8 protein-coding genes are annotated in these 15,135 nt (G+C 53.2%); 6 read left to right on the forward strand and 2 right to left on the reverse strand.

The features are described 5' to 3' along the window. The first annotated feature begins 130 nt into the window (after positions 1-130). Both AC2IAX_RS02495 and AC2IAX_RS02500 read left to right on the forward strand, forming a co-directional pair. Entirely contained in the window at positions 131-4,351 is a 4,221-nt protein-coding gene (locus tag AC2IAX_RS02495) for a PAS domain-containing protein (protein ID WP_494389190.1), read from the forward strand. A gap of 411 nt (positions 4,352-4,762) precedes the next feature. Continuing rightward, complete coding sequence (locus AC2IAX_RS02500; RefSeq protein ID WP_494389191.1) at positions 4,763-5,965, forward strand: glutathione S-transferase family protein; 1,203 nt, start codon at positions 4,763-4,765, stop codon at positions 5,963-5,965. A gap of 28 nt (positions 5,966-5,993) precedes the next feature. Here AC2IAX_RS02500 and dacB read toward each other — a convergent pair whose 3' ends face one another. Continuing rightward, positions 5,994-7,568, reverse strand: a complete 1,575-nt coding sequence (dacB, locus tag AC2IAX_RS02505; RefSeq protein ID WP_494389192.1) for a D-alanyl-D-alanine carboxypeptidase/D-alanyl-D-alanine endopeptidase — start codon at positions 7,566-7,568, stop codon at positions 5,994-5,996. A 363-nt stretch (positions 7,569-7,931) separates the two neighbouring features. Here dacB and hrcA point away from each other — a divergent pair, with 363 nt between their 5' ends. The 4 genes from hrcA to AC2IAX_RS02525 all read left to right on the forward strand — a co-directional run bounded on the left by hrcA (position 7,932) and on the right by AC2IAX_RS02525 (position 12,871). Beyond that, the gene (gene hrcA / locus AC2IAX_RS02510; protein WP_494389193.1) at positions 7,932-9,062 is read left to right on the forward strand and encodes a heat-inducible transcriptional repressor HrcA; all 1,131 of its coding nucleotides are present in this window, start codon (positions 7,932-7,934) and stop codon (positions 9,060-9,062) included. A gap of 145 nt (positions 9,063-9,207) precedes the next feature. Then, positions 9,208-10,161 (forward strand): ribonuclease Z, encoded by a 954-nt coding sequence (locus AC2IAX_RS02515; RefSeq protein WP_494389194.1) that lies wholly within the window; start codon positions 9,208-9,210, stop codon positions 10,159-10,161. Positions 10,162-10,400: 239 nt separating this feature from the next. Further along, positions 10,401-11,825, forward strand: a complete 1,425-nt coding sequence (locus AC2IAX_RS02520) for an NADP-dependent isocitrate dehydrogenase (protein ID WP_494389195.1) — start codon at positions 10,401-10,403, stop codon at positions 11,823-11,825. Between the two features lie 713 nt (positions 11,826-12,538). Further along, positions 12,539-12,871, forward strand: a complete 333-nt coding sequence (locus AC2IAX_RS02525; protein ID WP_494389196.1) for a rhodanese-like domain-containing protein — start codon at positions 12,539-12,541, stop codon at positions 12,869-12,871. A 166-nt stretch (positions 12,872-13,037) separates the two neighbouring features. On the opposite strand, the gene AC2IAX_RS02530 is transcribed toward AC2IAX_RS02525, so the two are convergent. Then, positions 13,038-15,035, reverse strand: coding sequence for a diguanylate cyclase domain-containing protein (locus tag AC2IAX_RS02530; RefSeq protein WP_494389197.1), 1,998 nt, complete (start codon positions 15,033-15,035; stop codon positions 13,038-13,040). Positions 15,036-15,135 lie beyond the last annotated feature (100 nt).

The following is a 15,135-nucleotide window of genomic DNA, read 5'->3' on the forward strand; positions in this document are numbered from 1 at the left end:
CATCCAGCAAAAAATCGGTGAAAAAGCTTAAACTTCAAATGACGGTGATCGGGTCATTTTCTTAAAGATAGTAAGGCGCTGATAGTTGCATAAGCTTTCAAAGAATTAAGCCTCCAAGGAATTAGTCGTCATGAAGCCTGTTCTTAGCTTGCTATTGTTTCAAGCCTCAGATGAGGATGTCTTATCGATTATTCGAGAACTCTATCATCATCACTTTAATTTAAGCTGGAAGTGGGTTAAAAATACCAAGCAATTACAAATTGCGTTGGCAAAGCAATCATGGGATTTAATTATCTCTAATCATCACGATACTGGATTAAGTGCCTTTGATGTTCTCAAAATTTTGCAGTCATCCAAACGTGATATACCGCTGATTGTTATTTCAGAGGCGATCGAGGATAGTCTAGCCGTTGACCTCATGCAGGCGGGCGCGGTGGACTGTTTTGTTAAGGGCAATACAACCCGCCTCCCGGAAGTGATCCGTCGCGAAATTCGTGAGGCCCAAATTCGCAGAGAACAACGCTTAGGGGCATCCCAATTAGAGGCAGTTCAAGAGCGGTTGCAATTGGCGATCGAAAGTTCTGGATTGGGATTGTGGGATTGGTTTATCGATCGCGGCGAGGTCACCCTCAACGAACGTTGGGCTGACATGATTGGCTATACCCTCGAAGAACTAGCCCCTATTCAATTAGGAACCTGGCAAAAATACACCCATCCTGAAGATTGGCCGAAGGCGGTCTCAGCGCTGGATAGCCATTTTCAGAACCAAACCAGCGCCTATGAATGTGAATTGCGAATGCGCCATCGATCGGGGCACTGGGTTTGGGTGTTGGCAAGGGGCAAAGTTGTTGAGCGCGACGCAACGGGCCGCCCTCTGCGGATCACAGGGACGCATCTAGATATCACGGAGCGCAAAGAATCTGAATCCTTGCTCAGCAAACGGGAGCGCTACCTAACCGCAATTGTTGAAATCCAAAAGCAACTTTTATCCAACCATACGGATCAGAATATCTATCAAACGATTTTGGAAATTTTGGGACCCATTGCCGGAGCCGATCGGATCTATGTGTTTGAAAAGCATCAGGATCGGTTTGGGAACTCTCTCATTAGCCAACATGGGGAATGGTGTCGCCCTGGCATTCAATCTCAGCTTAGCAATCCCCAATTTCAGAATTTGCGTTGCCATCCTGAATCAAGCCGTTGCCTTTCTCGGTTGACTCAAGGCCAGTTAATTAACAGCTTAGTTTCCGATGTTTCAATGTCGGAATTCCAGGCTTTAATTGCACCAGAGGTGGCAGCGGTTTTGATACTGCCCTTGATGGTGGGTGGTCAATTTTTTGGGTTTATTGGGTTCGATCGCGTCACTCCAGATCTGTGGGATGCGATCGAAATTAATCCCCTCAGTTCCGTTGCGGCGGCGATCGCCCTGTTTAAGGAACGGGAACTGGCGGTGCGAGCCTTGGCACGCTTGAACCAAGAGCTAGAGGAGCGGGTGGAACAGCGAACCGCCGCCTTGCAAGACAGCGAAGCCCGGCTACAGGCAATTATTGATTTTGCACCCGCTGTTATTTATGTTAAGGATCTCCAGGGTCGCCACACCTTGGTTAATCGATCGTTTTTGAAGTTTTTTAGCTGCACCAAGCGCGAGATTCTAGGCAAAACTAACCAAGAGCTTTTTGATCCGGGATTGGCTAAAATTCTAAGCGAAAATGACAATGAAGTTTATCGGCTTGGTCGTTTTCAGCAATATGAAGAAGAGGTAGAGATTAATGGCAGACTCTACACGTTTTTGTCTAATAAATTTCTGTTGCTCGATCGAGACTGGCAGCCCTACGGACTTTGTGGCATCTCGGTCAATATCACATCTCGCAAAGAAGCTGAAAAAGCCATTCAGCGACAACTAGCGATGATGGAAGCGGCCATTGATGGCATTGCCCTGATCGAAAATGGCCAGTTGACCTATGCGAACCAAGCCCATGCAAATTTGCTTGGTTTTGATCAGGTTGAAGAACTCATCGGTCAGCCTTGGCAACAGTTTTATGATTCCCTAGAAACTGAACGATTTGAGCAACATATTTTGCCCCAGCTCCAGCGCGATCGCTCCTGGCAAGGAGAGGCGATCGCCCGGCGTAAGGATGGCAGCACATTCTATGAAGGGCTGTCCCTCACATTGTCTGAAGATGGCACTTTAATTTGCGTTTGTCGGGATATTAGCCATCAGAAACATACAGAGGCACAACTAACTAGTCTTTCTAATCGTTTAGCTTTGGCGTTGCAATCGGCAGCGATCGGGACATGGGAATGGAACTTTCAAAATGAAGTTCAGTGGGATTCGCGCATTCGTGAAATTTATGGCTGGCATAACTCCGATCGCGATCCCACTTACCAAGATTGGCTGAGCTGCTTACATCCAGAAGATGCCATGGCGATGGAAGCCTTGAGGCAGTCCATCATGAATCACCAAGGGGAATTAAACCTAGAGCTGCGCATTAATCGCCCCAATGGAGAACAACGGTTTGTGCAATGCTTTGCGATCATTGAGCGCGACACTAACCATCAACCTTTGCGGATGGTTGGAGTTAACTATGACATTACTGAACATAAACAAGCAGAGCATGAAAATCAATCGCTGAAGGAACGATTGGAATTTGTGCTTTCATCCAACCCAGCCATTATTTACACTTGTCAGCTAGGGGAAAATTATCGATTTACCTTTGTTAGCCGTAACATTGAATCGATTTTGGGCTATCCCAAAGAAGCGTTTTTGCATAATCATGCCTTTTGGCTAGAGCATATTCACCCAGAAGACTTAACCTATGCTCTTGACAACTTACATAATTTAAACGACCTGAAACATCATGTTTGCGAATATCGGTTCTTGAAGAGTAATGGCGATTATTGTTGGCTGCATGATGAGTTTCGGGTGGTTTACGATACCCAAGGTAAACCCCTAGAGCTGGTGGGCTACTTTGCCGATATTAGCGATCGCAAGGATACCGAAGAAGCCCTTAAGCAAACCAATGCGCAATTGGAGCGGGCCACTAGGCTCAAGGATGAGTTTTTGGCTAGCATGAGCCATGAGCTAAGAACGCCTCTGAATGCCATTTTGGGCATGTCGGAAAGCTTGCAGGAAGATATTTTTGGGCCGATTACGCCAGAACAAACGAAGGCCGTTGCCACCATTGAAAAAAGTGGGCGGCACTTGCTGGAGCTGATTAACGACATTCTGGATTTATCAAAAATTGAAGCCAATCGCCTGGAATTAGATTTGGATTTGGTTTCGGTTTGGGAGCTGTGCGAAAACAGTTTGGCTTTTGTGAAGCAGTTAGCATCGCAGAAGAAGATTTCTCTGAAAGCCTCGATCGCTGAAAATCTGCGGGATTTGTCGATTCAAGTGGATGGGCGACGGATGCGACAAGTTTTAATCAACTTGTTGAGCAATGCGGTCAAATTCACGCCGGATTCTGGGGCCGTTGAGCTGGTGGTGATGATGGAAGAAGCACCGCAAAAACCACCCTATGAACCGATCGATCGAGAACCGATTTCAGCATCCATTTCAGCGCCGATCGAAGCTTCAAATTCCCAAGCTTCAGGTTCCCAAACTTCAAATTCCCAAAGTTCCCATTCAGATTTTCGACCGGCCCAAATTTGCTTCACCGTTCGCGACACAGGCATTGGCATCGCGCCGGAAAACCTATCAAAACTGTTCCAATCTTTCGTACAGATTGACAGCCGCCTCAGCCGCCAATATGCAGGCACCGGCTTGGGCTTGGCGCTGGTGAAGCGCATTGCCGAATTGCACGGTGGCCGAGTCAGCGTCAGAAGCGAAGTGGGCCAGGGCAGTTGTTTTCAGGTGTATTTGCCCTGTTGGTCAAAAAGTCCAACGCGATCGCCCAGTTCTTCTGAAGTAGCCCCGGGACTCCATAGCTCACTGCCTGCTTGCAACGGAACCCAATTGATTGACCTGCAAGCGACTGAAACCGGTCAGCCATTGATTTTGTTGGCGGAAGATAACGAAGCCAACATCATGACCATTTCCAGCTATCTAAAGGCACAAAACTATCAGATTTTATCGGCCCAAAATGGACGAGAAGCCATCGAAATGGTGCGATCGCACCAACCCGCTTTGGTGTTAATGGATATCCAAATGCCAGAAATGGATGGGCTGACGGCCATTGCCCAAATTCGCCAAGATCCCGACTTTCAATCCTTGCCGATCATTGCCTTGACGGCCCTCGCCATGGCAGGCGACCAGGAACGGTGCTTGCAAGCGGGAGCCTCCGCCTACTTGAACAAGCCCGTAAAGCTCAAGCAATTGGCTAATATGATCCAGGAGTTATTAAAGCAATAACCCAAAAACCTGAAGCTAAAAATTACCAATACCTTAGAGGATGTCTGAAAAGCCAAAATCGATACTCTGCACGCCCCATCGATCGACGAAGACAAGGGGCTTAAGCCCCTTGCCCCCACGACTACTGGTGCTTGCCCGTGCTAAAGAATACTTTTTAAACATCCTCTTAGCAGCTATTTAGCAGCTATTTAAAAAGCCCGAGATCGATCGACTTAGACAAGGGGCTTAAGCCCCTTGCCCCCACGACTACGGGTGCTTGCCCGTGCTAAAGAATACTTTTTAAACATCCTCTTAGCAGCTATTTAAAAAGCCCGAAACTGAATTTGGGCATGTTTCACGTTATCAAGCCATGCCGAATATCCTAATCTAGAACTAAATGAAACCTTGAATAGGCTTGCTACATCGCCAACCATGACCCTCGACCCCCTATCTTGGACTGATTTAGCAGCGCTGACCCAATGGCAACCGAACTTAGTCCATGGGCCCACCAATTCCCAAGCAAAATTGCGACTCTTTGGGCAACCGGACGCTGAACCCCGTGTCACGCTCTATCGCGATCACCACGCTTGGTGTCCCTATTGCCAAAAGGTTTGGCTTTGGCTAGAGGAAAAACAAATTCCTTACCGAGTTGAAAAAGTCACGATGTTTTGCTATGGCCAAAAGGAGCAATGGTATAAACACAAAGTGCCCTCGGGCATGTTGCCAGCCCTGGAACTAGATGGGCATTTGATCACGGAAAGTGATGATATTTTGCTGGCTTTGGAACAGGCATTTGGGCCATTGGTCTATGGCATGGAATCGGCGCTGGTGTTGCCTTTGCGTCGCTTGGAACGATTGCTGTTTCGGGCTTGGTGTTCGTGGCTTTGCTACCCAACCTTATCGGAGCAGCAGGAGGCTCGAAATCGGCGGCAATTTTTGGAGGTGGTGACCTCCGTTGAGGCGGCCTTGGCGGCAACTCCTGGGCCTTATTTCTTAGATCAGTTCAGTGCAGCGGATGTGATTTTTACGCCCTATGTGGAGCGGATGAATGCCAGTTTGTTTTACTACAAAGGCTATTCATTACGGGAAGAAAATCCTCGCTTGAAAGATTGGTTTGCGGCGATGGAAACCCGATCGACCTATCGCGGAACCCAAAGCGACTTTCACACCCACGCCCATGATTTACCGCCACAAATGGGCGGCTGTTGGGAAAATCAAGATCCCCAAACTGCCATGAATCAAACCAAGGTGGATCATGGCCCTTGGTTTGGATTGCCGGATGCAACCTATGAGGAACCAGACACGGCCCGATCGGAGGCCCTATTTCGGGTGGTGAAGCATCGGGCGAATTTAATTCGGGTGAATCCCAGTCACGATGAGCTGGTGGATCAGGCGCTGCGCTGTGCCCTGACTCGGCTGATGACGGGTGAGGTTTGTGTGCCGCCGCCGGGGTCGGATGTGGCATTGCGATATCTGCGCGATCGAATCAGCGTGCCTCGGGATATGTCGATTTATGCGGCGAAATATCTGCGTGAAGCCCTGGAAGCGACGGCGGCTTTGGCGGGCGATCGCCAGGGGCCACCGATTCCCACCAAGCACCGCCGCGATCAGGATCCAGCGAATTTCTTGCGCTGAGGATGGATCAAGGGCGGTTGGGGATGGCTTAGTTGGGACACGATCGCACCCCATACAGCCACAGCACCACCTGATCCAGTGCGGCCCGCAGGTCACGGGTGGGGGTGTTGGCGTGGTCAATCATCAAACTGAAGGCCACGGGCCCCCATTCGGGATGATCCAGGTAGCCAGACAGGGCCACCACGCCGGTCAGCGTACCGGTTTTGGCCCGCAACCGGCCCACTAGGGGCGTGTCCCGAAAGCGGCTGGCCAACGTGCCGGTTTCCCCCGCGATCGGCAGGGAATTTTCGTAAATCTGGGCATGGGGCGATCGAGCCATGATTGTCAGCAGTTGCACGATCGCCTCGGGGCTAACCAAGTTTTGGCGCGACAGGCCCGCACCATCCACCAGCCGATAGGCCGCCGGATCCAAACCCAAGTCCGTCAAAACGGTTGTCAGCCGCTCCATGGGGCGATCGGGATCCAACCAACGCAAAAGGGCCTCCGCCCCCAGATTATCGCTGGCCTGGTTTACCTGGCTGATCACCGCCGCCAGGTTGGCCGATGCCAGTTCCGCCGTGGGCTGTCCCAAGGGCGCGGGCGGATTCCGCAGATTCACGATCGGGACAACGGGCGGATTCCGAAACCGATCGTAGGCAGGGGCAGGCAGGGGGGACATTTCCAAGGGCGATCGCTGCCAATTCACGGTCGGCGGCGACGGTGAAGTCACCAACGGGCGCGATCGCACCTGGCGAAAAAATTGCTCCGACAGGCGATCAGCAATGAGCCAAGCAAATTGTTGGCCCGGCTGGGGATGGGCCACTTCCGCCTGAGCCGATGTGCCCATGGGCAGCCCCCCAGTGAACAGAATCAATCCCGTTTGTCGATCGCGCTGCAATTGCCAGGTCGGTTCCGTGTCGGCCGGCAAGGCCTGAAATCCCCGAGGCTGAAACCAATTCAACAATCCTTCCACTGGCTCTTGGGTTTGCACTTCCAAACTGGGCGCGCCGTCCAAAACCTGGGGGCGAAAGGTCAAGGAAACGGCGTTGCGATCGACCATGGCCCGGTTCACCACGGGTGCATAACCATAGGTCAAGTCATCCCATTCCCAACTGGGCGGGGTTTCTGGGCGATCAAACACCACCACATCCAGGGACTCCGTGGGTGGGTGCAACGTCGCCAGGCGATCGGCCCAAGCCTGGAGCTGTTGGTGGGTGACGGTGGGGTCGCCACCGGGCACAATCCACCAGGCGGGCCGGGGTTGAGTAGCGCTTTTGGGTCGCCAATAGGCCCTTGTGGGCGATCGAAACTCGGGGCCCAACGCCGCCAGGGCCGCCGCCGTGGAAAACAACTTGGCGTTGGAGGCCGGCACAAAGAATTGCTGAGCTTGGCTCTGAATTAAGGTTTGGGGATTGGCAGGATCCAAAGTGCGGGCCAGGAATCCCCAGTGCGATCGGGCCCAACGCGGATCCTGTTGCCATTGGGCGATCGCGGAGGGCAAGTCCGCCAAGCAACGGGGTTGGGCTAGCTCCTTGGCCCCGGCAGCTCCAGCGCTCAACAGCCCGATCGCCCCGATCGCCGTCAACCCTTGAACAGCCCAGCGTCCCTTGATTCGATCGTCCATGACAATGTTTATTGACAAGATCTACACAAGATCTACATGAAAACGCTCATTAACCGTCCATTAGACTGCAATTCACCCATCGGGCTTCAGCTTCAACTCAGCTCTAACTCAACGCCTAGTCAAGTCCCAATCCAGATCCAAATCCAGATCCAATTCAGATCTAAGTTGCAGCCATGACAGATTGCTCCCGTCGCCGCCCCCTACAATAGGAGGCAGTCGAGCTTCTGAACCGCCTTCCCAGTTCTAGGCGATCAATCCTCCTAATCTCATTGGTAGCCATCCTGCCAGGGCGATCGACCCGATCGCGCCCCCCATTTTCACTGCCCCATCCAACTGATCGCCGTTTTCGATTTTTCCTAATTTATGGAGTTTCAGCTCACCGAACGCCAAGAGCGCATTTTGTTCGCCACCATCCGTCACTACATCTCCACGGCCGAGCCGGTGGGGTCAAAGGTGCTGGTGGAAGAATATCAACTGGATGCGAGTCCGGCGACGGTGCGAAATGCCATGGGGGCCTTGGAAAAGGCTGGCTTGCTCTACCAACCCCACACGTCGGCCGGGCGCGTCCCATCGGACTCGGGCTATCGGGTCTATGTCGATCGCTGCGCCGTCCCGTCCGATCGCACGGCCCAAAAGGTGAATCAGCTCCTGAGTGATCGCCTGGATGCTTCGTCGCCCCACTTGGAAGTGTTGCTGAAGGGAGCGGCCCAGTTGTTGGCTCGCCTCAGCGGTTGCATTGCGGCGATCGCCCTGCCCCAAACCCGCACGGTTCAAGTGCGCCATGTGCGACTGCTGCCCATGGAGGTCGATCGGGTGATGGTGGTGGTGGTGACGGATGATTACCAAAGCCATTCCGCGATCGTGCCCTTACCGAACACCGAAGAAGCTCCCCTCCCGGATCCAGAAACCCTGGAGCGGGAATTGGTAATTTTGTCCAACTTTTTGGATGCTCGCTTGCGGGATCACTCCCTCTTGGCCGTGGCCCATCTGGATTGGGATGAGCTGGGCCGGGAGTTCGATCGCCGGGGCCAAGCCCTGCGGGAAGCTTTGATTCATTTGGCGCGCCGGGCCCAAACCCCGATCGCCACCCGAATTTTGATTAGCGGCGTGTCGGAGGTGTTGCGCCAACCGGAGTTTTCGGAGCTGCAACAGGTGCAAACCCTGATTCATTTGCTAGAAGCGGAACAGGATCAACTGTGGTCGCTGATTTTTGATGAGCCGGAAGATGAGCGCCGGGTGCGCATCCGCATTGGCATGGAAAACCCCTGGGAACCCATTCAGGGTTACACGCTCATTTCTTCCCTCTATGGCAACGGCCGATCGCCCCTTGGCAGCGTGGGCATTTTGGGCCCCACCCGGCTGGATTACGATCGGGCGATCGCGGCCGTGGGAGCCACCGCCGACTATCTATCCGAGGTCATGGGCGCGTCGGGATCGGAACTGCTAGCAGGTCGCTACCACCCGGCGATCGGCAACCCCGACAGTCCCAGTTAACTGCCCCCAATCCATGGACATCAGCGCTTGAGACGAGGCGTGAGAGTGGTTACCAGACCCGATCAAGCAGGGCGCTTCCGGGTGCAACGAACGGCCCCGCCCGTGGCAAGATAGGGGCGATCGATTCGCAGGAGCAACGACCATCTTGGAAGTGACGTTTTTGGGCACGAGTTCTGGCGTACCGACCCGATCGCGCAACGTTTCCAGTTTGGTGTTGCGGTTGCCTCAGCGGGCCGAAGCTTGGTTATTTGACTGTGGCGAAGGCACGCAACATCAGCTTTTGCGCAGTGAAGTGCGATCGAGCCAAATCACCCGCATTTTCATCACCCACATGCATGGGGATCATATCTTTGGGTTGATGGGACTGTTGGCCAGTTCTGGCTTGGCGGGGCAACCTCACCCGATCGATCTCTATGGGCCCGCTGGCCTCTCGGACTATCTCAAAGCCTGTCAGCGCTATTCCCAAACCCGGTTTTCTTTTCCCGTCAAAGTCCACACCGTGGAACCGGGCAAGATTTTTGAAGACGATGAGTTCACGGTGCATTGCCAACTGCTGGAGCACCGGGTTCCGGCCTACGGTTACGCGGTCACGGAAAAAGATCGCCCCGGCCGGTTCGACATCGACAAAGCCCGCGCCCTGGAAATTCCCGCCGGCCCGGTCTACGGCCGCCTGAAGCGCGGCGAAACCGTCACCTTGCCCGATGGCCGCACGATCAACGGCCAAACCCTCTGTGCGCCGCCGGAACCAGGACGCAAATGGGTTTATTGCACCGATACGATTTTTTGTGAGCGATCGATCGAGCTAGCCCAGGATGCCGATGTGCTGATCCACGAAGCCACCTTTGCCCACGCAGATTCACAATTGGCCTTTGAGCGGCTCCATTCCACCACCACTATGGCCGCCCAAGTGGCCTTGGCGGCGCAGGTCAAAACCCTGATCATCACGCACTTCAGCCCCCGCTATGCCCCGGGCAACGCGATCGACTTTCACGATTTGCTGAACGAAGCCCGAATGATTTTTCCCAACACGGAAATGGCCAAGGACTTTTGGAGCTATGAAGTGCCCCGCCGCCGGGCGATCGACCTAGCCTCTGCTTAGGGTTAATCAGCGGTTAAATAACAGCAATCAACCCAGAGCCAGTTAACGCTGGTTAACAACACTGGTTAACAACACTGATTAACGCCGGTTAAGCGTCGGTGATTAACATCGATCCATATTGATCAGTGCCAATTAACCGATCAATTGGCGATGCCTCAGATCGATCGAGTCTGTGCGCCATGACCCGCCGAATTGCGAGTCGCACGGTATAGTTACCCCAATCCGTTTTTCGCGCAACCATGTACGACAAGATTACGCCCCCCACCGTTGGTGAAAAAATTCGCTTTGAAAACGGTCAGCCGATCGTTCCCGACAACCCGATCGTTCCCTTCATTCGCGGAGACGGCACAGGCGTTGACCTTTGGCCCGCCAGCCAACGCGTGCTCGATGCGGCGATCGAAAAAGCCTACGGTGGTCAGCGCAAAATCTCCTGGTTCAAGGTCTATGCGGGCGACGAAGCCTGCGAAGTCTACGGAACCTATCAATACCTTCCCGAAGATACCCTCACGGCCATTCGGGAATATGGCATAGCGATTAAAGGCCCCCTCACGACTCCCGTGGGCGGCGGCATTCGATCGCTCAACGTGGCCCTGCGGCAAATTTTTGATCTCTACGCCTGCGTTCGGCCCTGTAAGTATTACAACGGCACGCCCTCTCCCCATAAAAGCCCCGAAAAACTGGACGTGATTATCTATCGGGAAAACACCGAAGATATCTACCTCGGCATTGAGTGGAAACAGGGCACTCCCGGCTGCGATCAATTGATTGATTTTCTAAACAATCAACTGATTCCCGAAACTCCGGAACTGAAAAACAAACAGATTCGGTTAGATTCCGGCATCAGCATCAAACCCATCAGCATCACCGGTTCCCAGCGCCTGGTTCGCCGGGCCATTGAAAACGCCCTGCGGTTGCCCAAACATAAACAGGCCGTGACCTTGGTACACAAGGGCAACATTATGAAATACACCGAAGGAGCCTTCCGGGATTGGGGCTATGCGGTGGCAACCGGTGAATTTCGCGCCGAATGCGTGACCGAGCGGGAATCGTGGATTCTGAGCAATAAAGAGAAAAATCCTGACCTGTCGATCGAGGACAACGCCAAGCTGATTGACCCCGGCTATGACAGCTACCCCGCCGAAAAACGGGAAGTCATTTGCCAAGAAGTGCGCGAAGTTCTGGAAGCAATTTGGGACAGCCACGGCAACGGCCAATGGAAGGAAAAAGTGATGGTCAACGATCGGATCGCTGACAACATTTTCCAACAGATTCAAATTCGCCCCGATGAATATTCAATTCTGGCGACCATGAACCTGAATGGCGATTATTTGTCCGATGCGGCCGCCGCGATCGCGGGTGGTTTGGGCATGGCTCCGGGGGCCAACATTGGTGACAATGCGGCCATTTTTGAAGCCACCCACGGCACTGCGCCCAAGTATGCCGGATTGGATCAGCTCAATCCAGGATCGGTGATTTTGTCCGGCGTAATGATGTTGGAATTCATGGGCTGGCAAGAGGCGGCCGATCTGATTAAGACCGGTTTGGCCAAGTCGATCGAACAGCGGGAAGTGACCTATGATTTGGCTCGGCAGATGGAGCCGCCCGTTAACCCACCGCTCAAGTGCTCGGAATTTGCCAGCGCCATCATCAAAAACCTTGGCTAGAGAAAACTACAGCTAGGGCCTGTCGTCATTTTCTGGAAGCACGTGAAAGCGGTTAAGTCTCCATCCCCTAACCGCCTTAGGCAAGGGGTTTAAGCTCTGTTGTCATTCTCTGGGATCCAGTGAAAACGGTTGATCTTCCACAATCCAACAACCCTAGACAAGGGGCTTAAGCCCCTTGCTCCCACGATCCGCCAACCGTGGAATCAGGGTTTCAGGCGATTTGACGACAAGCCCTAAGCCCCTTATCCCTCATGAGATCATTACGATGGCTCGATCGGCCCTCAACCTAATCGCCCTAAACCATCACTGGTCAATCATGGCTGACCAATTTCAATCTCGATTCCCAATTCATTTAATACCAATCAGCATGAACCCTGGAACTTCAAAGCGACTGGCTTTGATGGCGACTATTTGATGGCGATTATTGAATGCCGATCGATGGTATAAACCATGACTTCATAGCCCAAATTGAGTTAATTTCAAAGCGGCCTGTTGTTGGCAATTTTTTTGAAATTGGCCGAAGTGTCTGCAAAAGATGCTGTTAAGTTCTGGTTTATACAATTAGTCGCCTGTTTCTAAAAGTCGGGTTATGGTGATGAAGAATTCCTTCACAGGGGCTTCTTTTCGGCCAATCTCGATCAAATTCAATTAATTGCAGTTTGCTGCGGTCTTTCACCCCTTTTGAACAGAAGCGTGATTTGGAACGAATGCTAATGGATACCGTGACTGTGCAAGATTTGGCAGCCTATTTGCGCGAACCGACCGGACTGGTGCAACTGGTGGATGTGCGGGAACCCCAAGAATTGGCCTTGTCGCAACTCCCTGGATTTATTAATTTGCCCCTGAGTGAATATGAGCAATGGAGCACCATGATCGAGTCAATCCTGAACTTTGATCAGGAAACCTGGGTGATCTGTCACCACGGGTTACGATCGGCTCAAATGTGTCAGTGGCTGGAGGGGAAGGGTTGTCAAATTGTGAAAAACATCATAGGCGGCATTCATGCCTATGCGTTGGAGATCGATCGCTCAGTGCCCCTTTACTAGGTTTTCTCTGGAGTTACTGAGGTCTTTCAACTAAACAGAACGCGATTTGATTGGCTGAAATTGGCTGAAGTTAATTGACGTGATCTGAAGTTGCTGAAATTGGCTGAATGATCTGAAGCTGCTGAAGTGACTTGAGTTGCCCTGAGTTGATCCCACACCACAGAACTCAGTGGGACAACTCACCGCTTGGGCAAGCTCGATCGCGACCACGGGTTTTGGCTTCAAACAGGGCCAAGTCAGCCGCAGCCACCAGCGCCGAGGGATCCAAATTGGCACGCGGAATCAGACTGGCGGCCCCCAAGCTGAGGGTCACAATTGAAGCCACGGGCGAATAGGCGTGGGGAATTTGCAAGTCGCGAATCGTTTCGAGAATGCCATGCGCCACCGTCATGGCTCCGTCGATGTGGGTTTCCGGCAAAATCACCGCAAATTCTTCCCCCCCATAACGAAATGTGAGATCCGTTGATCGCTTCACAGCCTGGGCGATCGAGCGGGCCACCTGGCGCAGGCAATCATCCCCCGCCAAATGGCCATAGCGATCGTTATAGGTTTTGAACGAGTCAATGTCGCCCACCAAAATTGCCAGGGGCGATTGTTGGCGCAAGGCCCTTTGCCACTCTCGGGCCAGGGCCTCATCGAAACTGCGGCGGTTGGAAATGCCCGTCAGGCCATCCAACGTAGCCAGCCGCTCCAACTTTCGGTTAGCCAACTCCAACCGTCGATATAACTCCGCCTGTTGAATCGCGATCGCCAGTTGGCCGGCCAATTGCTTTAAAAACTCAATTTCCCAGGCTTGCCAACTGTGGGGTTCGTGCCACTGATACACCACCAACAGTCCCCACTGATCATCTCCAAGCGGATTAGGCGTATGTCCCGTGGTGGTCCCGCCTTCTGGGCGATCGTCCATTTTCAGCGGCAACACCGGCACCGCTTCCCCTCGCAAAATGGGTACGGCTAAGATGGCGCGCACTCCCGCCTGGGCAATGGCATCCCGGTAAGCAGCCGGCCAGCGATCGTCCGCCAACACATCCTCCACCTCCCAAATCTCATGCTTCACGAGGTAGAGCAACCGCTCCAGGCCCGCCCCGTCGGTCACCGCCTCGCTGCCACAGACTGGACGAGCGGCATCACGGCAATTGATCGCCGACAGCTCCAGCGCATGGGTGCTGGATGGGTCAGAGTCCGATCGACTCGCCATCCCCGCCGGAGTCAAGTGACGATAGATGGCCGTTTGATCCACCCCCAACACTTCGCGCACCGTTTGCACCGTCGTTTGCAGAATTTCCCCCAAATCTAGCGATCGGCGAATTTGCTGGGTCACTTGGCTTAGGAGTTGTTCCCGTTCCGCCTGTTGCCACAGCAGGGCCTCCGCCTGTTGCCGTTCCGTAATATCCGTAATCACACCCAGCAGTTGCCGTTGGGTTGAATTGGGCAACATCAAGGGCTTTTTAATGGTTTGAAACCAACGCACTTCGCCCGTTGAGCTGCGGCGCGGCTCCTGGGCAATATATTTTTCTTGCATGGTTTCAATAATCGATTCTTCCTCCCGCTGGCTATGTTGCACCTGGGCCGAGTTTCCGCCCAGTTCTGCTTCTGTTTTGCCCAGCATTCGCCCGGGCGTTGTGTTGTAAAACGTTGCCAAAGCTTCATTAACTAGGGTGAATCGCCCCCGCTCATCCTTCACAAAAATAAAGTTTGGATTCGCGTCAACAATTGCCCGCAAAAACGACTCCTGCCGTTGCAATTCTTCGCGGTTGTGGCGCAGGTCATCCAAAATTTGTTGCCGCTCGATCGCATAGCGCATGGCCCGCGACAGCAAATTTGGCCGCAATTCATCTTTTAAAAGGTAGTCTTGGGCCCCTTCGCGCAAGGAAGCCAACCCGATCGCCTCGTCATCCAACCCCGTCAGCACCACGATCGGCACATCAGCCACCGCCGATCGCACCCGCCGAATCGTATCCAGCCCGTAGCTGTCCGGCAGGGCCAAATCCAACAGCACAATATCGTACCGCCGTTGATTCAACAGCGTCAGGGCATCGCTCAGGCGATCGACCCTTCGCCAGCGAAATCCTTGGGTCGTCACCTTCGCCAAAATCATTTCCAATAATCGCGCATCCGTGGGATTGTCTTCCACGACCAGCACTTCAATCGCTGAGTCCCCCACCGCTGAATTAACCTCCTAGATCCTGTGGCCGCGCGATCGTGAGCGGCATGGCATGACTGACCTCAAATGACCTCGATCATTGTCAACTTCAGCCTAACCA

It is taken from the genome of Limnothrix sp. HT2024, from assembly GCF_059138625.1.

What these genes read in the sequence shown, in the direction of transcription:
- AC2IAX_RS02495 (WP_494389190.1), top strand. Translation starts at nt 131, where the DNA reads ATGAAGCCTGTTCTTAGCTTGCTATTGTTTCAAGCCTCAGATGAGGAT.
- AC2IAX_RS02500 (WP_494389191.1), top strand. Translation starts at nt 4,763, where the DNA reads ATGACCCTCGACCCCCTATCTTGGACTGATTTAGCAGCGCTGACCCAA.
- dacB (WP_494389192.1), bottom strand. Translation starts at nt 7,568, where the DNA reads ATGGACGATCGAATCAAGGGACGCTGGGCTGTTCAAGGGTTGACGGCG.
- hrcA (WP_494389193.1), top strand. Translation starts at nt 7,932, where the DNA reads ATGGAGTTTCAGCTCACCGAACGCCAAGAGCGCATTTTGTTCGCCACC.
- AC2IAX_RS02520 (WP_494389195.1), top strand. Translation starts at nt 10,401, where the DNA reads ATGTACGACAAGATTACGCCCCCCACCGTTGGTGAAAAAATTCGCTTT.
- AC2IAX_RS02525 (WP_494389196.1), top strand. Translation starts at nt 12,539, where the DNA reads ATGGATACCGTGACTGTGCAAGATTTGGCAGCCTATTTGCGCGAACCG.